At 60.5% G+C, this 19797-nt stretch carries 17 protein-coding genes; 12 read left to right on the top strand and 5 right to left on the bottom strand.

The genetic code is table 11. The features are described 5' to 3' along the window. Nucleotides 1-13 precede the first annotated feature (13 nt). A complete protein-coding gene (locus ACM6IP_RS06210; protein WP_095165143.1) occupies nt 14-943 on the top strand; it encodes a zinc ABC transporter substrate-binding protein ZnuA in 930 nt (309 codons plus the stop codon). Between the two features lie 54 nt (nt 944-997). Here ACM6IP_RS06210 and ACM6IP_RS06205 read toward each other — a convergent pair whose 3' ends face one another. After that, on the bottom strand, nt 998-1948 hold the full coding sequence (locus ACM6IP_RS06205) for a homoserine kinase (RefSeq protein ID WP_095165144.1): 951 nt from the start codon (nt 1946-1948) through the stop codon (nt 998-1000). A 60-nt stretch (nt 1949-2008) separates the two neighbouring features. Then, on the bottom strand, nt 2009-2299 hold the full coding sequence (locus ACM6IP_RS06200) for a DUF2782 domain-containing protein (protein WP_095165145.1): 291 nt from the start codon (nt 2297-2299) through the stop codon (nt 2009-2011). A 74-nt stretch (nt 2300-2373) separates the two neighbouring features. On the opposite strand from ACM6IP_RS06200, the gene polA reads away from it, so the two are divergent. Further along, complete coding sequence (gene polA / locus ACM6IP_RS06195; protein WP_401129615.1) at nt 2374-5187, top strand: DNA polymerase I; 2814 nt, start codon at nt 2374-2376, stop codon at nt 5185-5187. A 299-nt stretch (nt 5188-5486) separates the two neighbouring features. On the opposite strand, the gene yihA is transcribed toward polA, so the two are convergent. Further along, nucleotides 5487-6128, bottom strand: coding sequence for a ribosome biogenesis GTP-binding protein YihA/YsxC (gene yihA / locus ACM6IP_RS06190; protein ID WP_095165147.1), 642 nt, complete (start codon nt 6126-6128; stop codon nt 5487-5489). A 190-nt stretch (nt 6129-6318) separates the two neighbouring features. Here yihA and ACM6IP_RS06185 point away from each other — a divergent pair, with 190 nt between their 5' ends. The 7 genes from ACM6IP_RS06185 to ACM6IP_RS06155 all read left to right on the top strand — a co-directional run bounded on the left by ACM6IP_RS06185 (nt 6319) and on the right by ACM6IP_RS06155 (nt 13480). Continuing rightward, on the top strand, nt 6319-6609 hold the full coding sequence (locus tag ACM6IP_RS06185; RefSeq protein WP_095165206.1) for a c-type cytochrome: 291 nt from the start codon (nt 6319-6321) through the stop codon (nt 6607-6609). 46 nt (nt 6610-6655) lie between these two features. Continuing rightward, on the top strand, nt 6656-7261 hold the full coding sequence (locus ACM6IP_RS06180; protein WP_159992995.1) for a c-type cytochrome: 606 nt from the start codon (nt 6656-6658) through the stop codon (nt 7259-7261). Between the two features lie 200 nt (nt 7262-7461). Continuing rightward, nucleotides 7462-8091, top strand: coding sequence for a thiol:disulfide interchange protein DsbA/DsbL (locus tag ACM6IP_RS06175; protein WP_095165208.1), 630 nt, complete (start codon nt 7462-7464; stop codon nt 8089-8091). A 12-nt stretch (nt 8092-8103) separates the two neighbouring features. Next, nucleotides 8104-8982 carry an endonuclease/exonuclease/phosphatase family protein gene (locus ACM6IP_RS06170; RefSeq protein WP_095165150.1) on the top strand — a complete coding sequence of 293 codons (879 nt, stop codon included), beginning with the start codon at nt 8104-8106 and terminating at the stop codon, nt 8980-8982. Next, complete coding sequence (locus tag ACM6IP_RS06165; RefSeq protein WP_414861159.1) at nt 8979-10907, top strand: diguanylate cyclase; 1929 nt, start codon at nt 8979-8981, stop codon at nt 10905-10907. The genes ACM6IP_RS06170 and ACM6IP_RS06165 overlap by 4 nt, the downstream gene beginning before the upstream one ends. Before the next feature lie 103 nt (nt 10908-11010). Continuing rightward, nucleotides 11011-11790: an N-acetylmuramoyl-L-alanine amidase gene (locus ACM6IP_RS06160; protein WP_095165152.1), complete on the top strand. Its 780-nt coding sequence runs from the start codon at nt 11011-11013 to the stop codon at nt 11788-11790. 73 nt (nt 11791-11863) lie between these two features. Then, nucleotides 11864-13480 carry an EAL domain-containing protein gene (locus tag ACM6IP_RS06155; protein WP_159992999.1) on the top strand — a complete coding sequence of 539 codons (1617 nt, stop codon included), beginning with the start codon at nt 11864-11866 and terminating at the stop codon, nt 13478-13480. Nucleotides 13481-13487: 7 nt separating this feature from the next. On the opposite strand, the gene ACM6IP_RS06150 is transcribed toward ACM6IP_RS06155, so the two are convergent. Together ACM6IP_RS06150 and algB are read right to left on the bottom strand one after the other, a co-directional pair. Then, entirely contained in the window at nt 13488-15278 is a 1791-nt protein-coding gene (locus tag ACM6IP_RS06150) for an ATP-binding protein (RefSeq protein ID WP_095165155.1), read from the bottom strand. 10 nt (nt 15279-15288) lie between these two features. Beyond that, nucleotides 15289-16635: a sigma-54-dependent response regulator transcription factor AlgB gene (algB, locus tag ACM6IP_RS06145; protein ID WP_095165156.1), complete on the bottom strand. Its 1347-nt coding sequence runs from the start codon at nt 16633-16635 to the stop codon at nt 15289-15291. 445 nt (nt 16636-17080) lie between these two features. Here algB and ACM6IP_RS06140 point away from each other — a divergent pair, with 445 nt between their 5' ends. From ACM6IP_RS06140 to gltP, 3 genes are all read left to right on the top strand, one after another. Next, entirely contained in the window at nt 17081-17368 is a 288-nt protein-coding gene (locus tag ACM6IP_RS06140) for a hypothetical protein (RefSeq protein WP_159993003.1), read from the top strand. 72 nt (nt 17369-17440) lie between these two features. Next, on the top strand, nt 17441-17605 hold the full coding sequence (locus tag ACM6IP_RS06135) for a DUF1328 domain-containing protein (protein WP_002555679.1): 165 nt from the start codon (nt 17441-17443) through the stop codon (nt 17603-17605). 785 nt (nt 17606-18390) lie between these two features. After that, nucleotides 18391-19722, top strand: a complete 1332-nt coding sequence (gltP, locus tag ACM6IP_RS06130; RefSeq protein WP_095165158.1) for a glutamate/aspartate:proton symporter GltP — start codon at nt 18391-18393, stop codon at nt 19720-19722. Nucleotides 19723-19797: the final 75 nt, after the last annotated feature.

The raw sequence follows: 19797 nt of genomic DNA, 5'->3' as shown, positions 1-19797 counted from the left end.
CTCGCCTCTTTGAGTGGTCATCGTGTCCAGACTTTTTGCCATCCTTGTCACATTTGCTGCCAGTTTCTTCACGATCAACGCCGCTCACGCCGAAGTCAGGGTCCTGACCAGTATCAAGCCGGTACAGCTGATAGCTGCTGCGGTGCAGGACGGCCTCGGTGTGCCGGAAGTCCTGTTGCCGCCGGGCGCTTCACCCCATAACTACGCCTTGCGACCTTCCGACGTACGGCGCGTGCAGTCGGCAGACCTGCTGTACTGGATCGGCCCCGACATGGAAGGTTTCCTGCCCCGAGTCCTCAAGGGGCGCAACTTGCCATCGGTGGCCCTGCAGGGGCTGCCGGGCCTGAAGCTGCGCCATTTTGCCGAGGACAATCACTCCCACGCCGAAGAGGCCGACGAGCACGATCACGATCATCGCCCCGGCAGTCTCGATGCCCATCTGTGGCTATCGCCGGCGAATGCGCGGGTGATTGCGGCGAAAATCGCTACTGACCTGAGCGCTACCGATCCGGCCAATGCTCCGCGTTATCAAAGCAACCTGAAGGCTTTCGATGAGCGTCTCGATGCGCTGGACCTGCGTTTGAAAGCACGCCTGGCGGTGGTCGAAGGCAAGCCTTACTTCGTGTTCCACGAAGCGTTCGACTATTTCGAAGAGGCCTACGGTCTCAAGCATGCGGGTGTGTTCAGCGTGGCCGCCGAAGTGCAGCCGGGTGCCCAGCATGTGGCGGCGATGCGTGCGCGTCTGCAGACCGTCGGCAAGACCTGCGTGTTCAGCGAACCGCCACTGCGCCCTCGTCTAGCGGAGACCCTGGTGGCCGGTTTGCCGGTGAAGCTGGCCGAGCTGGATGCGCTCGGCGGCTATACGCCAGCAACTGCCCAGGGTTATGAGCAGGTGTTGGATAAGCTGGGCAATGACCTGGCAGGGTGTCTGGAGTCGCTGTAAGCGCCGAGATATGTGGTGGTCCTATCGCGGGCGAGCCCTGCTCCCGCGAAGCTTTTAAAGCGCGAACGGCAACGGCGTACTGACCTGCTGGCGCTGGGCCAGACGCTGCTCGAATTCCATCGGATCGTGAATCAGCACGTCTTGCCCGGCAAAGGATTCGGCAGCGATCAGGCGTGACAGCCAGAACCGCACGCAGGCCACGCGCAGCAGGGTCGGCCACAGTTCGGCCTCGGCAGCGCTGAACGGGCGCAGCGCCGCGTAGGCCCCGAGCAGGGCCCGTGCGCGTGGGCCGTCGATCAGGCCATCGTCGTCCGAGCACCAGTCGTTCAGGGCGATGGCCACGTCATAGAGCATCGGGCCGGAACAGGCGTTGTAGAAGTCGATCAGCCCGGTCAGGTGAGTGCCTTCGAACATCGCATTGTCGCGGAACAGGTCGGCGTGGATGTTGGCCCGTGGCAGGGCGAGAATCTTCACCTTCTGCTCGTTGATCTCGTCCAGGGCGCGTTGCAGCAGTTGGCGCGACTCGTCGCCCAAGTGCGAGAGCAACTGCGTGCCTTCATCGAGCATCCAGTCCAGGCCGCGATCGGTCTTGCGCTTGATCATCTGGTCCTTGGTCGCCAGGTGCAGGTGCGCCAGCAACTCGCCGACTTGCGCGCAGTGCTGCGCGTTGGCCACCTTGATGTGCTTGCCCGCCAGCCGCGGCTGCAACAGCGCAGGTTTGCCGGCCAGCTCGCGCAAGGCGACGCCGTCGGTGGTGCGCAGGGCGTAGGGCACCGGCAGGTTGGCGTTGTGCAGGACGTCCAGCAGTTCGATGAAGAACGGCATCTCCTGCACTGGGCCGCGCTCAACCAGGGTCAGGACGAACTCGCCCTGTTCCAGGCTGATGAAAAAATTGGTGTTTTCGCTACCAGCGGCAATCCCCTGGAAATCAAGCAGGCGGCCAAGCCCATAAGGGGCGAGAAAGGTTTCCAGCTCGGGCCGAGCCAGGGGGGTGAACACAGACATGGTTAAAAACTGCTCAGTTCGGGCGCGGCGATCAAGCCAGCGCCGATTAAAGTTAAGAAACTACTTCCACTCAAAGATCTTCCACGCCGGGATCAGCATATCGGGCTGATCCGAGCGAATAAAGTTGGCATCCGTACCGTCCGAGCGCACCAGGAAGTACGGCTTGCCACCCTTGGGGGTGACCTTGATCGCATACAGGAAACCGTTCTGGCGGTACTCCTGGATGGTCTTGTCGCCTTCGGTGCGGATAGTGACTTCCGGATCCGCAGTCGGTGCATCGTCCGCCGCCATGGCAGCCAATGGAATGAAGCTAAACAAGCCAGCCAGCAACAGGCGATTGAGTGTGCGCATGATAACCTTGTCCCTTTGTCGTCAACGGTCCCGCTATTCTAGCGCCGGACCCGCCGAAAAGGTTGATCCTGCTCATGAGCCAAGCCCCCCTCGTCCTGGTGGACGGTTCTTCATACCTGTACCGCGCCTTTCACGCGCTGCCACCTTTGACCACTTCCAAAGGCCTGCCGACCGGAGCGGTCAAGGGCGTGCTGAACATGCTCAAGAGTCTGCGCAAGCAGTACCCGGACAGCCCGTTCGCCGTCGTGTTCGACGCCAAGGGTGGGACCTTTCGCGACGACATGTACGCCGAATACAAGGCCAACCGACCGAGCATGCCTGACGACATGCGCGTCCAGATCGAGCCCCTGCACGCCAGCGTGATCGCCCTCGGCTTCCCGCTGCTGTGCGTCGAAGGCGTCGAGGCGGACGATGTGATCGGTACGCTGGCCCGCAGCAGCGCGGCCGCTGACCGCCCGGTGGTGATTTCCACTGGCGACAAGGACATGGCGCAACTGGTCGACGGGCACATTACCTTGGTCAATACCATGACCGGTAGTTCGATGGACGTGGCTGGCGTGAAGGAGAAATTCGGTGTCGCTCCCGAGCAGATCATCGACTACCTGGCGCTGATGGGCGACTCCTCCGACAACATTCCCGGGGTTCCGGGGATTGGACCCAAGACCGCATCCGGCCTGTTGGTTGGGGTGAACGGCGGTCTGACCGAACTCTATGCGCAGCTCGATATGGTCCCGAGCCTGCCGATTCGTGGCGCCAAGACACTGCCGGCCAAGCTCGAAGAGCACCGGGAAATGGCGTTCCTGTCCTACCAGCTGGCGACCATCAAGGTCGACGTACCGCTGGACGTGGGCCTGGATGACCTGCACCTGCGCGAGCCGGACCGCGACAAACTGGCCGAGCTGTATGCCCTGCTCGAGTTCAAGAGCTGGTCCGACGAGTTGCAGCGCGATGCCAAGCGCGTCGAGCTGGCGGCAGCGGCCCAACCCGAGCCTGTGACCGATCTGCTGAGCGCGGTCGAGACCGACGTAGCCGTTGCAGAGCCCGTGGCGGCTGAGGCGCAGTACGAAACCATCCTCGATCAGGCGCGTTTTGAGGTCTGGCTGCAGAAACTCAGCAACGCCAAGCTGTTCGCCTTCGATACCGAGACCACCGGCGTTGACGCCCAGCAGGCGCAATTGGTGGGTCTGTCCTTCGCGGTGCAGGCCAACGAAGCGGCCTACATCCCGCTGACTCATTCCTACATCGGCGTGCCGGAACAGTTGGATCGCGACACGGTCTTGCGCGCGCTCAAGCCGCTGCTCGAAGACCCTGCAAAGCTCAAGGTCGGCCAGCACGCCAAATTCGACATGAATATCCTGGCCAACTGCGCCATTGGTGGCGATCAAGCGTGTGGTATCACCGTGCGCGGGATTGCCTTCGACACCATGCTTGAGTCCTACGTACTCAACTCCGTAGCCACCCGCCATGACATGGACAGCCTGGCGCAGAAGTACCTGGATCACACCACCGTCAGCTTCCAGGACATCGCCGGCAAGGGCGTCAAGCAACTGACCTTCGATCAGATCGCCTTGGAGCAGGCTGGTCCTTATGCCGCCGAAGATGCCGACGTGACCTTGCGTCTGCACCAGACCCTGCACGAAAAACTGGCGGCCATCCCGAGCCTGGCCAGTGTCCTGAGCGATATCGAGATGCCGTTGGTGCCCGTGCTGGCGCGGATCGAGCGTCAGGGCGCGCTGGTGGATGACAAGCTGCTCGGCGAACAGAGCGTCGAGTTGGGCAACAAGCTGGTGGCGCTGGAGCGTGAAGCCTTCGAGATTGCCGGTGAGGAATTCAACCTCGGCTCTCCCAAGCAGCTTGGAGTGATTCTTTACGAAAAACTCGGCTACCCGGTGTTGAAGAAGACTGCCAAGGGCCAGCCGTCCACCGCCGAAGAGGTACTGGCCAAGCTCGCGGAAGAGGACTACCAACTGCCCAAGGTACTGATGCAGTACCGCTCGATGAGCAAGCTGAAAAGTACCTACACCGACCGACTGCCTGAGCAGATCAACCCCCGTACCGGCCGTATCCACACCTCCTATCACCAGGCGGTGGCATCTACCGGGCGGCTGTCCTCCAGTGATCCGAACCTGCAGAACATCCCGGTGCGCACCGCCGAAGGCCGGCGCATCCGTCAGGCCTTCATTGCGCCGAGCGGCTACAAACTGCTGGCGGCGGACTATTCGCAGATCGAGCTGCGGATCATGGCCCACCTGTCCCGCGATGAAGGCCTGCTCAATGCCTTTCGCAACAACCTGGACGTGCACACCGCCACGGCTGCGGAAGTGTTTCGGGTGGAGCTGGCGGATGTCACCACCGAGCAGCGCCGCGGCGCCAAGGCCATCAACTTCGGCCTGATCTACGGCATGGGGGCACAGAAGCTGGGCAAGGACATCGGCGTCGACACCAAGACCGCCAAGGCTTATATCGACACCTATTTCGCACGCTACCCGGGCGTGCGTGAATACATGGATCGCACCCGCGCCCAGGCGGCGGAACAGGGCTATGTCGAGACTCTGTTCGGTCGCCGGCTGTACCTGCCGGAGATCAACTCCAATAAGCCGCAGGAGCGCGCCGGCGCTGAACGCACCGCGATCAACGCACCGATGCAAGGTACGGCGGCGGACATCATCAAGAAGGCCATGGTGGCTGTGGATAACTGGCTGGAGAGTTCTGGGCTGGACGCCCGGGTGATCCTGCAGGTACACGATGAACTGGTGCTGGAAGTTCGCGAGGACCTGGTCGATCAAGTGCGCGAAGAAATTCGCCAGCACATGAGCGCTGCGGCCACCCTCGATGTGCCACTTTTGGTGGAAGTCGGCGTTGGCAACAACTGGGATGAGGCTCACTGAGCCGTTTTTTCGCGATTTTTTGCGGGGAGCGCCGCGGCATAGTGTCGCGGCAATTGCGGGGTTCAAGGCGCTTAGGTCGAAAAAATCTTGGGCTTATTGCTAATCGATTTTGTCGCCGTCAGGAACTAAACCCGTGAAACACCACTCAGAGTTACTGAATGGGTGGTGAAGCCCTTCGATGCTCCTATGTTGTGTTAAGTGTTGGCAGATATCTGGACCCCGCCCTAGCGGTCCAGAAGCTTAAACCCCGAATTTCTCCCTCCCCATATGAAATTCGGGGTTTTTTTTGCCTGCGATTTTTACTCGGTCGCCTCGGCGCCCTTGTCCGCAAGCTCCATCCAGTCCGCCAAAACAGTGTAGGCGTCTTCCAGACCCAAGCGTTTGGGGGCCGAGAACAGCTGGATGGTCACGGCTTCGCCCCAGCCTTTGCGGATTTCCGCCTGGACCTTGAGCAGGGTGTTTTTCGCTGCACCGTAGGTCAGCTTGTCGGCTTTGGTCAGCAGAATGTGCATCGGCATGCCGCTGGCCACGGCCCAATCGAGCATCAGCAGGTCGAAGTCGGTCATTGGATGACGGATGTCCATCATCAGGATCAGACCCTTCAGGCTCTCACGGCTGCCCAGGTAGGCTTCCAGGTGGCGCTGCCAGTGCTGCTTCAGTGGGATCGGGACTTTTGCGTAGCCGTAGCCAGGAAGGTCGACCAGACGCCGTTCTTCGTCTAGCTTGAAGAAGTTCAACAGCTGTGTGCGCCCTGGCGTCTTGGAGGTGCGCGCGAGGCTGGCGTGGGTCAGGGTGTTCAGCGCACTGGATTTACCGGCGTTGGACCGCCCGGCGAACGCCACTTCGAAGCCTTCGTCGTCGGGGCATTGATCGACTTTGGCAGCGCTGAGCATGAAGGTGGACTGTTGGCACAGACCGAGGATGGGGTTCTTGAGTTGCATGGGATTTCCGATGTGGGCGGTGCCGAGAATGGTCGCAAAGAGCAGCGTCGTTTCCGTTTCAGTGACGCCAGTATATAATGCCGCAGATTTTGTGTGCGCTTTGTCCCAGCGTAGGATGAAGTTCACGAGAGCGATTGACCTTGATTGCGCATTAGAACGCAGCACGCTCTCAACCCTGAAAAGGTCGTTTATGACGAAATGGCTGCTAGCTGCCGGTGTCTTGATGCCGCTATATGGCGCGCAGGCTACACAGGATCCGGAAGCTGTGTACAACCGTGTTTGTGGAGCCTGTCATTCCGGCCAACTGCCAATGGCGCCTCGAAAGGGCGACCAGCAGGCATGGACGCCAAGACTGGCGCAAGGTATGGAGACGCTGGTGCAACACGTGACCCAGGGTTTCAAGGCGATGCCGCCGCGTGGTTTGTGCATGGACTGCAGTGCCGAGGATTACCAGGCCATCATCCAGTGGATGAGCGAGTGATCCCGGTCCATAACTCTTTAACCCTTAGCCGTAGTTGGATTAGCTGATGAACAAATTGATCGTGAGTCTGCTGTTGACCGTGGGGATCTCCGGCATTGCCCATGCTGCAGGTGATGCGACTGCTGGTCAGGCGAAAGCCGCAGTATGTGGCGCTTGCCATGGCCCGGATGGCAACAGCATGGCGCCAAATTTTCCAAAACTGGCGGGTCAGGGTGAGCGTTACCTGAACAAGCAACTGCACGACATCAAGTCGGGCAAGCGCACCGTTCTGGAAATGACCGGCCTGCTGACCAACCTGAGTGATCAGGACCTGGCAGATATTTCTGCCTACTTCGCCAGCCAGAAAGGCAGCGTCGGCGCAGCGGATCCGAAAGTCGTGGCTCGCGGTGAAGAGTTGTTCCGCGGCGGCAAGCTGGACCAGGGCATGCCTTCCTGCACCGGTTGCCACTCGCCTAACGGCGCTGGCAACGCAGCAGCGGCCTTCCCGCACCTGGGTGGTCAGCATGCGCAATACACCGCCAAGCAACTGACCGATTTCCGTGAAGGTAACCGTACCAACGACGGTGACGCGAAAATCATGCAAAGTGTTGCAGCGAAGCTGAGCAACAAGGACATCGAAGCCGTGTCCAACTACATCCAGGGCCTGCACTAAGGCCGGTTGAGCGGACGCTGCGCGAGGTATCGTCCCCGCGCGACGTTAACGCTCGATTAATCCTTCGATGCAAGCATAAAAAGGGTGGCCTAGGCCGCCCTTTTTTGTGGCCGCTGCCGTTACACTAGAAAACTGATGCCCGCCATGACCTGCCAGACCGCAGGTCGCGCGAGGCGAGCCAATGTGTCCAGGAGCAAAGCATGCGTAATCTGATTCTCAGCGCCGCACTCGTCACCGCCAGCCTGTTCGGCATGACCGCCCAGGCTGCTGAACCGCTTGAAGCCGGTAAACAATATGTCGAACTGAGCAACGCCGTTCCGGTGGCGGTGCCTGGCAAGATCGAAGTCGTGGAACTGTTCTGGTATGGCTGCCCGCATTGCTATGCATTCGAGCCGACCATCAACCCATGGGCCGAGAAACTGCCTGCCGACGTGAACTTCGTGCGTATTCCGGCCATGTTCGGCGGTATCTGGAACGTCCACGGCCAAATGTTCATCACCCTGGAAGCCATGGGTGTGGAGCACAAGGTCCACAAGGCCGTGTTCGAAGCGATCCACAGCGGCAAGAAACTCGCGACCCCGGAAGAAATGGCCGAGTTCCTGGTCGGCGAAGGCGTCGACAAGGACAAGTTCCTCAGCACCTTCAATTCGTTCGCCGTCAAAGGCAAGGTCGAGGACGCCAAGAAAAAGGCCCAGGCCTACCAGATCTCCGGCGTACCGACCATGGTCGTCAATGGCAAGTACCGCTTTGACCTCGGCACCGCCGGTGGCCCGGAAGGCGCCCTGAGCGTGGCTGATCAGCTGATCGCCAAGGAGCGCGCCGCTAAGTAAGCGGCGCACGCCATGCGCCGCTGGAGTACTGAACGCATCGTTGGCCGGCATGATCCGCGGGTCAACGAGCACCACCTGGAGCCCTCGGGCTTGCCCGCAGACAGCCGCCTGCGCCTACTCAGCTTCAACATCCAGGTCGGTATCAGTACCGAGCGTTATCGGCATTACCTGACCCGGGGCTGGCAGCATCTGCTGCCACACACCGGGCGTGCCGACAATCTGCAGAAGATTGGCAACCTGCTGGGCGACTATGACCTGGTCGCGTTGCAGGAAGCCGATGGCGGCAGCCTGCGTTCAGGCTACGTCAACCAGGTCGAACACCTGGCCCAGCTCGGCGCCTTCCCCTACTGGTACCAACAGCTCAACCGCAACCTCGGTCGGCTCGGCCAGCACAGCAATGGCGTGCTTAGCCGTCTACGTCCGTGGGTGATCGAAGATCACCCATTGCCCGGGCCCAAGGGGCGCGGTGCGATTCTGGTGCGGTTTGGCGAAGGGCCAGAGGCGCTGGTGGTGGTGATGATGCACCTGGCACTGGGCGCCCGGGTCAGGACCCTGCAACTGGCGTACATACGCGACCTGATCGGCGACTATAAGCACCAGGTGCTCATGGGCGACATGAATACCCACGCCAGTGACCTGCTGCAAAGCTCGCCCCTGCGTGATCTTGGCCTGCTCGCGCCCCAAGTCGAGGCGACCTTCCCCAGTTGGCGTCCGCAACGCTGCCTGGACCACATTCTACTCAGCCCGTCGCTGACCCTCGAACGGGTCGAAGTGCTGGCGCAACCGATTTCCGATCACCTGCCGGTCGCGGTAGAGATTCGTCTGCCGGGTTCGCTCACGGCTGATGCATTGCCCGCGTTGAGTCCTGCCCCTCGCGGAACCCCTGAATGAGCGACGAAGCCAACCGCTGGAAAGAGAAGTACCTCAAAAGCATCGAACAACAGGAAAAACTCGAACGTCGTTGGGATGCCCGCCTCGACTTGCTGCGTCGTGGCCTGGTGCGCAGCACGCTGGCGGCAGAAGGCACAGACCGCGCGGTTGACCAGTGCATGAAGGAAATGCGCGAAGTCATCCGCACCGACGACATGGATGCAGGCCTGGCCGCCCTGCTGCCGCGCCTGGAAAAAGCCGTACTCGACTCCGAGCAGCGGCGCGAGACCCGGGTCGATCAAATCGGCACGGCGTTGTCCGAGCTGGTCCGGCAACTGCAGCGCTTGCCCCTGCCCCGTGAGGTCAGCCGGCCGCTCAAGACCTTTGCCAAGCAACTGGATGGGCGCGTCGGCCATGCCCGCGAGATACCGCTGCTGTTGGGTGAGTACAGCGGCTTGCAAGGCCAGGCGCTGAACCTTCTCGACAATCCCGCGGAGCTCAATCGCCCGGGGTTGTTGCAACGTCTGTTCGGTGCTCGCGATCAGGAGCTGGATTTGCTGCCGGCCGTTGCGACACACGCTGCGCCAGCAGCCCCTGAGCTGTTGATAGAGACGCCGTCATCAGCCGCTCCGGCGGTAGTCGCCCCAGCAACAGTGGCGCCTCAGGTCCAGCTTGAGGTCGAGACTGACGTGGAGTCGCTGCAGGAACCTGTCTTCGCCCCGCTGCCGGAGCCGGTTGCCGAATGCGCAGCTGCTGACGCGCAACCGGACGACGAAGCGCCCCCGGCGCCAGCGGACGAATTGCCTACAGCCCCTGCCCTGACAGACGTTCTTGCCGAGCAGGAACCGCAGCCGGGCGAGCCGGAGATGTTCTACGCGCTGCCGGATTCGCCAGAACCATCCTATAGCTCGGTGGCCAAGCACATAGAAAGTACGCTGTTGGGGCTGTTGGACGACCTGTCCTTGCCCGAGCGACATCGACCGCAAGCCGAAGCCATGCGCGAGCGCCTGAAAAACGGCCTGAACTGGTACGAGCTGCTGCCGATCCTCGATGATCTGGCGGTGTTGATGCTGGCGATCACCGACAGTGGCCAGCATGAGTTCGAGGTCTACCTCAAGCAGCTCAACGAGCGCCTGGAGTCGTTTCAGAGCAACCTGCAGGCGGCCAGCGCAGGCCACGCCGACAACCGCTCGGCGGCGCGGGAGCTGGATACGCAGATCCGTGAACAGGTCGACGGCTTGCAGAGCAGCATGCAGGAGGCTGCTGACCTCGAGGGGCTCAAGCACGTGCTGGAGAACCACCTTGAAGGCTTGCTGAGCACCATGGATCAGCACCAGAAGCAACGTGACGAGCGCGAGCAGGAAGTTGCAGCGCGCCTGCAGGGCCTGGCCGCGCGGGTGGCCAGCATGGAACAGGAAGCCCAGGGATATCGCGAGCACCTCGAAGAACAACGCCAGAAGGCCCTGGTCGACCCGTTGACCGGCTTGCCCAATCGCGCGGCCTGGAGCGAGCGCCTGGAGCATGAAGTCGGCCAATGGCAGCAACACGGCAATACCTTGTTGCTGGCGATGCTCGATCTCGACCATTTCAAGCACATCAACGATAACTACGGCCACCTGGCCGGCGACAAGGTACTGAAAATCATCGCCACGGTGTTGCGCAAACGCCTGCGCGGCACGGATTTCATCGCCCGCTTTGGCGGTGAAGAGTTTGTCCTGCTGATGCCTGCAACCGCGCTGGTAGCGGGGGTCAAGTTGCTGGAAAGTTTGCGCGCCGCAATTGAAGCCTGCCCGTTTCATTTCAAGGGTGAGCCAGTGACCATCACGGCGTCCATCGGCGTGTCGGCGTTCAAGGCGGGAGAACACAGCGATCTGGTACTCAAAAGAGCCGATCAGGCGCTGTACCGGGCAAAAAATGCCGGGCGCAACCGTGTCGAGGCGGGTTGAGGGCATTTGTCCCATTTTGTTTAAATGGCGGGCTTTTGCCGGTCTGGAATCGGGCGGTACGTTACGCTTGTTGCATTATTGTCCGCAGAGTACTGCCCTCCTCATGAAATTCATCGCCCTGCTTGTATCCCTCCTAGTCCTGGCCGGTTGCGCCAGCGGTCCGCGTATCGATACCAGCCATCCCTCGGTCAATCAAGACAACCGGATCCAGTTCGTGGTGGTGCATTACACCTCCGCTTCGCTGGAGCGCTCGTTGGCGTTGTTGACCCGTGGCGAAGTCAGCAGCCATTACCTGGTGGGCGATGACAAGAACGCAACCATCTACAAGCTGGTGGATGAGAATCGGCGCGCCTGGCATGCCGGGGAAAGCGAATGGCAAGGGCGCACCTGGCTGAACTCCAGCTCGATCGGCATCGAGATCGTCAACCCGGGGTTCACCGATACGCCGACTGGGCGCGTCTGGTATCCCTACAGCGAAGCCCAGGTGCAATCGCTGATCTTCCTGCTCAAGGACATCAACAAACGCAATGGCATCAGCCCGCGACAGGTGATCGGTCATAGTGACATTGCGCCACTGCGCAAGCTCGATCCGGGTCCGCTGTTCCCATGGAAGCGCCTGGCCGAGGCCGGGGTCGCGCTGTGGCCCAATGAGCAGGCGGTGGCGCGCCAGCAAGCGCAGTTTGCCGCCCAGTTGCCAAGTATCGGTTGGTTCCAGGAACAGTTGTCGCACCTGGGCTACACCACGCCGCAGACCGGCGAGCTGGATGTCGCCACCCGGCACGTCCTGGCGGCCTTCCAGATGCGCTTTCGCCCGACGCTGTTCGACGGTACGCCCGATGCGCAGAGTGCGGCGATCCTGCAGGTGTTAAATCAGACAAAATAATGACGCCCGCCCGACGGTCAGCGCTAAATCTCAATCAGTAGCTATAACTCATTGGTAATCCTTTGGATGTTCAATGATGGCCGCCGCACGAGAGACCCTGCGCAGTTGGTTTTATCGCCCTTGGTCTTTGGCGATACTGGCGGCTGCGTTGAGTGTTGCTTTACTGCTGGCCGGCAGCCTGGGCGTGGCTTTGCGTCAGGTGCAACTGCGCGAAAGCGAACAGATGAACAGCCAGGGCGAACGTTTTCTCGAACGTCTCGAGCAGTTGTTTGGACAGTTGCGCGAAGGCCTGGACGACCTCGAGGCCCAGCCATTGCGCGGCTGCGACATGAAAATGTTCACCACCCTGCAGCAGGTCAGTTTCAGCTACCGCTTCGTCTATGAAGCGGCCTACATCGACCAAACCCAATTCTGCTCCAACCGTCCACACCAGGATGCCCTCTCGGCCATCCGCCCCCCTGACATAAAGGGGCCGACCTACAGTTATTGGCTCAACACCTCCACCGAACCCGATGAAAACCGCGCGGCGTTGATGCTGGGGCGTGGCAGTTTCCGGGTGGCGACCTCTCGCGGGCATTTGACCGATATGGTCGACCTGTCACCCGGCAGCAGCCTGCTGGTAGTGCTCGACCATGGCACCCGGGCAATCCCGGTCCTGGGGGCTCCGCAAGCCTGGCCACCGTCGGAACCCTGGTCGCCGTTCAGCAATGAGCCGTTGCAGATCACCCAGAACCGCCTGATCTACCGCATGCCGACCAACAACCCGGAATATCAGCTGGTGCTGATTTCTCCACGCACCGCCATGCACCTGCCGACCTTGTGGTGGTGGCTGGTGCCGGCGAGCCTGATGCTGGGCTTGAGTATTGGTGCGCTGGTGTTTCTGTTAGCCCGCCAGCGCCAGTCCATGGGCGGCGAGCTGCAGGGCGCCCTCAAGCGCGGCGAGTTGCAGGTGCTCTATCAACCGATCTTCGATCTACGTAGCCGTAATTGCGTGGGCGCCGAGGCCTTGTTGCGCTGGCGTCGACCGGACGGCACCCTCACCAGCCCCGACCTCTTCATCCCCATGGCCGAAGACAGCGGGCAGATCCGGCAAATCACCGATTTCGTCCTGCAGCGCCTGTTGGAACAACTGGGTCAACTGCTGCGCGCCAACCCGCAGCTGTACATCTCCGTCAACCTGGCGGCGTGCGATGTGATGGTGCCGAGGATCGGCGAAGTTATGTCGCGCTTGCTGGCCTTGCACCGGGTGGCGGCCCGGCAGATCGCGTTTGAGGTCACTGAACGCGGCTTGATCGATGTGGTGGTCGCCCGGGAAAACCTGCAAGCCCTGCGCGACGCCGGGCATCAAGTGTTGATCGACGACTTTGGCACCGGTTATTGCAGCCTGGCGTATCTGCAAACCCTGCCCGTGGATTGCCTGAAAATCGACAAGGCCTTCATCGATGCCCTAGGTCATGACGCGGCCAGTAGTGGCGTCGCGCCCCATATCATCCGCATGGCCCATGCCCTGGAGCTCAAGGTGATCGCCGAAGGCATCGAGCACGAAGCCCAGGCCATGTACCTGAGCAGCGAAGGCGTCAACTACGGCCAGGGCTGGCTGTTCGCCCACGCCCTGACCGCCATGCAGTTGATCGAACTGGTGACACGCGGCCGTCGCATGGCGCCACGGCGGATTGATGACGAGGCGTGAACGCACGCTATAGCGGCAACGCCAGATAAAACTGTGTGCCCTGCCCCGGTCTTGAGTAGACGCCCATGCGGCCGCCGTGCAACTGGACGATTTCCTTGCACAGCGCCAGGCCCAGCCCCGCGCCGCCTTTCTTGCGACCGACCTGTACAAAAGGTTCGAAGATCCGGCCTTGCTGGCCATAGGCGATACCTTCGCCATTGTCTTCGACGCTGACAATCACTCGTTCGCCATGGCGCCGGGCCTGCAGGCGGATCTGGCCTTTTTCGCTGGTATGGCGCAGGGCGTTGTCGATCAGGTTGTCCAACACCCGCTCCAGTTGCGGCTGATCGGCTTGCAAGCGCGGCAGCGGTGTCTGGATTTCCACCAGCAATTCGATGCCTTGCTCATGGGCTCGCTCAAGGAAGCGGCCCTGGGCCTGCTCCAGCAAGTCATCAATGTTGCAGGGGGCCAGGGTGAGTTTTTGCAGGCCGTTCTGATACCGCGAGAAATTCAGCAGGTCGTTGATCAGCTGCATCAGGCGCTGCATTTCTTCGTTGACGGTGTCGAGCAGGTCAGTTTCCCGGGAGTCTTCGGCAAAATGTGCGCGTTCGCGAAACAGGCCGAAGGCCATGTGCATGCCGGTGACCGGCGTGCGCAGCTCATGGGAGGCACGTAGTACGAATTCGCTGCGCACCCGTTCGAAGGCCCGCTGTTCGGTGACGTCGTGCAGCACCATCACTGCCCCGAGGATATGGCCTTCGGTATGGCTGACCGGGGTCAGGCTGTAGGTCAGCAGGCGCGATTCACCGTCGACCTCGATGCTCAGGTCATCCGGCGCGCGCTCCAGTGAACCGCCGCGCAATACCAACTGCAGTTGTTCGTCGAGTTCCGGGCGTTGCAGCGCGACACCCAGGGCCAGGCCAAGGCGGTCGTCATCCCAGCCCAGTTGGCGTTGTGCTACCGGGTTCATGTGTTCCAGCTGGCCTTGGCGGTCGATCATCAGCAAGCCGTCATCGATGCTGTCGAGTACCGCCTGCAGGCGCTGCTGGCCGGCCAGCAGTTCATCGACGTTGGTGGCCTGATGTTCGCGCAAGGCTTCGGCCATGATCCCGAAGCGACGAGTCAGCAGGTTCATTTCCGCCGCAGGGGACAGTGGCAGGGTGACGTCGAAATTACCCTGGCCGATATTGTCGGCGGCCTTGGCCAGCGCTTCGATCGGCGCGCCGAAACGGCGGGCGATGCCATGGGCGGTGATAAAGCCGATGATCAGTACCGCCAACCCGACGAGGCCCAGCGAGCCGGCCACCAGCAACGCACGTTCGCGGTCTTTGCGTTGGGTGCTGTTGATATTCTCCAGCGCTTGTTTGTGTTCGCCGATCAGGCCATTGCGCAGGACGTTGAATTTGTCGGTCAGTTCCTGGTTGCCGCTCAGGCTGCCGGAAAGATTCTGGGACTCGCTGAAGGCCTTGAGGAAGGACAGATAATCATCCCGGGCTTGCTGGAAGCCTTGGTGGCCGTTGTCCAGGCGGTTTTCATGGGTGATGCCTTGATCCAGCAACTCGAAATAGTGCCGCTCGGAGTTTTCCAGCGCCGCCAGGTCGGGGGTCTGGTTGAGCATGATCATCAATTGATCGCCCAAGGTCTGGCGCAGCTTGAGGCCCAGGTCCAGGGTGATGAAGTTGTCGCGGATCAGCACCTCCTGATTACTCGCCATCTGCATCACGCTGACCAGCCCGAGCACCAGCCCGAGCAGCGCCACGGTCATCAATGCCGAGATACTCAGAAACAGACGGGTGCGCAACTTCATCGCCAGTTTCATAGGGGAGCGCTCACAGGTTGTACTGTTTGCGTTTGCGGTACAGGGTCGAGGCGTCGATACCCAGGGTCTTGGCTGCTTGATCGAGGGTACCAGCGCTGGCAAGTACGGCGCCGATGTGGGCTTTTTCCAGCTCATCCAGGCTCAAGGCGGCGCCGATGCGCGGGGCGTTGTTGGTGGGCTGTTCGGCCATCCCCAAATGACTGATCTCGACCCGCTCCTGCGGACAGATGATGCTCGCCCGCTCCACGACGTTTCGCAGTTCGCGGATGTTGCCGGGCCAGCGGTAGCCCAGCAGCGCTTCGCGTGCCTCGTCGCTGAAGCCGCGGGCCGGGCGCGCGTACTCCTTGACGAAGCGGGCCAGGAAGCGATCGGCCAGGGTCAGGATGTCCTCGGCGCGCTCACGTAGCGGGGGCAGGTGCAGGGTGATGACGTTCAGGCGGTAGAGCAGGTCCTCACGGAAGCGCCCGTCGCGGACCATGTCTTCCAGGTTGAGGTTGGTGGCCGCGAGGATTCGTACATCAGCGCGCCGGGTAACCGGGTCGCCGACCCGCTCATATTCCTTGTCCTGAATGAAGCGCAGCAGTTTGGGCTGCAAAGTCAGGGGGAAGTCGCCGATCTCGTCGAGAAACAGGGTGCCGCCGTCTGCCTGGTTAACCCGGCCGAGGGTGCTTTCGCTGGCGCCGGTGAACGCCCCCCGACTATGGCCGAACAGCTCGCTTTCCATCAGCTCGGCGGTCAGTGACGGGCAGTTGATGGTCACGCAGGATTTTTTCGCGCGTTTGCTCCAGCCATGAATGGCTCGCGCCAACTCGCCTTTACCGGTGCCGGACTCGCCGAGTATCAGGATATTGGCGTCGGTGCTAGCGACCTGGCGGGCGGTTTCGAGCACCACCTTCATGGCCGGGCTGTGGGAATCCAAACCGTCGCTGGGTTTGCGCATTTCACCTTCAAGGGCTTCAAGGCGGGCCGAGAGCTGCCGTACTTCAAGCTGCTTGGCGGTGGCCAGGCGCAGTTGGTCTGGGCTGCACGGTTTTACCAGGTAGTCGGCGGCGCCGGCTTGAATGGCGTCGACGGCGGTGTCCACGGCCGAGTGAGCGGTGACGATGACCACGCGCATCCAGGGTGCCTGGATGCGCATTTGCGCCAGCACGTCGAGGCCGTTGTCCTCGCCCAGGCGCAAGTCGAGGAAACACAGGTCGAAGACTTGGCGTTGCAGCAGGACATCGGCCTGGGCAGCGCTGTTGGCGGTGGCGACGCTGTAGCCTTCGTCTTCAAGGCAGTAGCGGAAGGTGCGCAGGATGGCGGACTCATCGTCCACCAGCAGAATGCGGCCTTGATGCTCGTTGGCGGATTCCATTTTTCCTACGCTCCTTAAATGAATGATCTTAGTTAGTCCCGACGAAATCGGGCAAGTTGCATGGTTGATTCTGGTCGCTTCTGCTCAAAGCCGGGGAGTTATTCCCTCTCAACTTCGCTAACTATATGAAATAGCTCGATTTTTAGCGAAAAATCGAAGTCCTGCAGCGCACCTGTCTCCTTTTCTGACATCTGCGGCACCTCATACATTCCAAAAATTTTCCCTCGGCTGCAAATCAATCGTGCAGAACGCACGACCCGTGCTCGGTGCATCGTGCAGGATGCGTTCAGCTTTGATTTTTAATTAAGGCTAAGTGTTTGATTTTATTGAGTTTATTTCTGACAGGAAAGATGGCATGCAGGCTGCAATGTACTGAATAGCCCAGGGCGTTTAAGCAGGTCCGCCCTAAACCAATAATAACCACCAGTGTGGGAGGAGTTTCAGGATGAATCGCCAACGTGCCGCCCAATTGCGTCTTTCGCCACTGTATGTCCAGCAAGGGCTGTTCACCGTCCTTGCGCTGGTGATCACCTTGATCGGCGGCCAGCAATTCATGCTCTGGCAGCACAGCCAGCAGCCCGATGCTGCGATTACGCCGACTCAACACCTCACCCAGACCCATTTCAGCGCCGTCAGCAGCCAGACGGCTGATGCGGCCCCCCTGCGCATGATGGACGTCGACCAGGCCCAGCCTGGGTTCGACATGCCCCGTCAGGAGCGTTGGGTGTTCTAGGCAACAGACCTGGTGCCGGCTCCATGCATCGGGAATCGCAGCACCTCTAATCGAAGCGTAAGGAGAGTCATCATGTTGAGCTGGGCAATCACATTCTTGATCATTGCCATTGTCGCTGCCGTACTGGGCTTCGGTGGTATCGCGGGCACCGCCACGGGTATCGCCAAGATTCTCTTTGTCGTGTTCCTGGTGATGTTTGTTGTTTCCTTCTTCTTCGGCCGTCGCGGTCGAGGCTGACACTGAGCGGTTGCGTGAAGGCACTGGCGCCACCCCGTTGCCGGGTGGCAAAGCCAGGGTTCGTTGGATGAGCACAGGAATTGAAAACCGAAAGAGCCCGATAGCGTCTCTTTCCTTTACGCCCACCCGAGGAAGGTGCGCGTATGACCAGGGGGCCGGGACGTTCTGATTGTTGCAGGATCGGAGTGACCTACGGGTACAGGGAGTGCCTGCGTAAGGGCCGGGTCAGGCAAAGCAGCGTCGCCCGTTCGCCGGTCAATCTCGACTGGGGGAACGGGCGGCGCGCTTACGTGGGCAAAACACTGAGTTAGAGCGCTTGAGCTATTCTGCTCGGGTCACAGACAACAATCCTTTCTGCCAAACCATTTCCCAGTGTTTCCTGGCGACCGTATATCGAGAAATTTGCGATTATTTTCTAACCATTTTTCGACGCGTTGCGTAGGGAAAATCGCTGATTTTTGTACGTAATTGACTGGTCAATTAATAACCACCCTGCTCTGCAATGGCCGGTTCACGGCACTTATGCCTGCCGAAATGTCGTATTCGAACCGGTTGGGACGGTCGTTTTACTAAAAAAAACTCATGCCGATTCGGCATAGGGTAGGCGTTTACGGCATTAGACGTGGTCCCGTTGCATCGGAATAGTTGCGCCTTTTTTCGCCTGCCAGAGAGCCGAAATACGCGCTCCGGGTGACCTTATACGGGGGCAGGTGCGCAAACTTTTACGCCATTGGGTGTTCCAGTTCGTGCATCTGCTCGAGTCAAACGCAAGTAAGGGTAATGATATGAAGAAGGCAAAGCTTAGCCTCGCCTGGCAGATCCTCATCGGTCTGGTCCTGGGTATAGCAATCGGCGCACTGCTCAACCACTTCAGTGCTGAAAAAGCCTGGTGGATCAGTAACGTCCTGCAACCAGCGGGCGATATCTTTATCCGTCTGATCAAGATGATCGTGATCCCGATCGTGATCTCCTCGCTGATCGTCGGCATTGCTGGCGTGGGTGATGCGAAGAAACTCGGGCGCATTGGCCTGAAGACCATCATCTACTTCGAAATCGTCACCACCATCGCCATTCTCGTGGGCCTGGTGCTGGCCAACCTGTTCCATCCGGGCTCCGGCATCGACATGAGCACCCTGGGTACTGTGGATATTTCCAAGTACCAGGCGACGGCGGCCGAGGTTCAGCATGAACATGCGTTCATCGAAACCATCCTCAACCTGATTCCATCGAACATCTTTGCCGCCATGGCGCGTGGTGAGATGCTGCCGATCATCTTCTTCTCGGTGCTGTTCGGACTCGGCTTGTCGAGCCTGCAGTCGGACCTGCGCGAACCGCTGGTGAAGATGTTCCAGGGCGTATCGGAAAGCATGTTCAAGGTCACTCACATGATCATGAACTACGCGCCGATCGGTGTGTTTGCCCTGATCGCGGTGACCGTGGCCAACTTCGGCTTCGCCTCCCTGCTGCCGCTGGCCAAACTGGTGATCCTGGTTTACTTCGCCATCGCCTTCTTCGCCTTCGTGGTGCTGGGCATCATCGCTCGCCTGTTCGGCTTCTCGGTGATCAAGCTGATGCGCATCTTCAAGGATGAGCTGGTGTTGGCCTACTCCACCGCGAGCTCGGAAACCGTGCTGCCGCGCGTGATCGAGAAGATGGAAGCCTACGGCGCGCCGAAAGCCGTTTGCAGCTTTGTGGTACCGACTGGCTACTCGTTCAACCTCGACGGCTCGACCCTGTACCAGAGCATCGCGGCAATCTTCATTGCCCAGTTGTACGGTATCGACCTGTCTATCAGTCAGCAGTTGCTGCTGGTCCTGACCCTGATGGTCACCTCCAAAGGTATCGCCGGCGTGCCGGGCGTGTCCTTCGTGGTCCTGCTGGCCACCCTGGGCAGCGTTGGTATTCCGCTGGAAGGCCTGGCGTTCATCGCCGGTGTCGACCGCATCATGGACATGGCGCGTACCGCTCTGAACGTGATCGGCAATGCCCTGGCCGTACTGGTCATCTCTCGTTGGGAAGGCATGTACGACGATGCCAAGGGCCAGCGTTACTGGAACTCCCTGCCGCACTGGCGCAGCAAGGACAAGCTGCCGGCTGGTGAGACGACCAACCACTAAATGCGACTCTTGTAGGAGCTGGCGCCGCAAGCTGGCGCCAGCTGCTCCTAGATCCCAGACAAACCCCGGAGAAAT

Source organism: Pseudomonas sp. IT-P176 (assembly GCF_949767245.1).
GTDB lineage: Bacteria > Pseudomonadota > Gammaproteobacteria > Pseudomonadales > Pseudomonadaceae > Aquipseudomonas.
Note: the sequence above shows the minus strand (reverse complement) of the source record. Positions and strands in the feature narration are given on the sequence as shown.

Coding starts and splice junctions, on each gene's coding strand:
- ACM6IP_RS06205 (WP_095165144.1), bottom strand. CDS start 1,948: ATGTCTGTGTTCACCCCCCTGGCTCGGCCCGAGCTGGAAACCTTTCTC.
- ACM6IP_RS06200 (WP_095165145.1), bottom strand. CDS start 2,299: ATGCGCACACTCAATCGCCTGTTGCTGGCTGGCTTGTTTAGCTTCATT.
- polA (WP_401129615.1), top strand. CDS start 2,374: ATGAGCCAAGCCCCCCTCGTCCTGGTGGACGGTTCTTCATACCTGTAC.
- yihA (WP_095165147.1), bottom strand. CDS start 6,128: ATGCAACTCAAGAACCCCATCCTCGGTCTGTGCCAACAGTCCACCTTC.
- ACM6IP_RS06185 (WP_095165206.1), top strand. CDS start 6,319: ATGACGAAATGGCTGCTAGCTGCCGGTGTCTTGATGCCGCTATATGGC.
- ACM6IP_RS06180 (WP_159992995.1), top strand. CDS start 6,656: ATGAACAAATTGATCGTGAGTCTGCTGTTGACCGTGGGGATCTCCGGC.
- ACM6IP_RS06175 (WP_095165208.1), top strand. CDS start 7,462: ATGCGTAATCTGATTCTCAGCGCCGCACTCGTCACCGCCAGCCTGTTC.
- ACM6IP_RS06170 (WP_095165150.1), top strand. CDS start 8,104: ATGCGCCGCTGGAGTACTGAACGCATCGTTGGCCGGCATGATCCGCGG.
- ACM6IP_RS06165 (WP_414861159.1), top strand. CDS start 8,979: ATGAGCGACGAAGCCAACCGCTGGAAAGAGAAGTACCTCAAAAGCATC.
- ACM6IP_RS06160 (WP_095165152.1), top strand. CDS start 11,011: ATGAAATTCATCGCCCTGCTTGTATCCCTCCTAGTCCTGGCCGGTTGC.
- ACM6IP_RS06155 (WP_159992999.1), top strand. CDS start 11,864: ATGATGGCCGCCGCACGAGAGACCCTGCGCAGTTGGTTTTATCGCCCT.
- ACM6IP_RS06150 (WP_095165155.1), bottom strand. CDS start 15,278: ATGAAACTGGCGATGAAGTTGCGCACCCGTCTGTTTCTGAGTATCTCG.
- algB (WP_095165156.1), bottom strand. CDS start 16,635: ATGGAATCCGCCAACGAGCATCAAGGCCGCATTCTGCTGGTGGACGAT.
- ACM6IP_RS06140 (WP_159993003.1), top strand. CDS start 17,081: ATGAATCGCCAACGTGCCGCCCAATTGCGTCTTTCGCCACTGTATGTC.
- ACM6IP_RS06135 (WP_002555679.1), top strand. CDS start 17,441: ATGTTGAGCTGGGCAATCACATTCTTGATCATTGCCATTGTCGCTGCC.
- gltP (WP_095165158.1), top strand. CDS start 18,391: ATGAAGAAGGCAAAGCTTAGCCTCGCCTGGCAGATCCTCATCGGTCTG.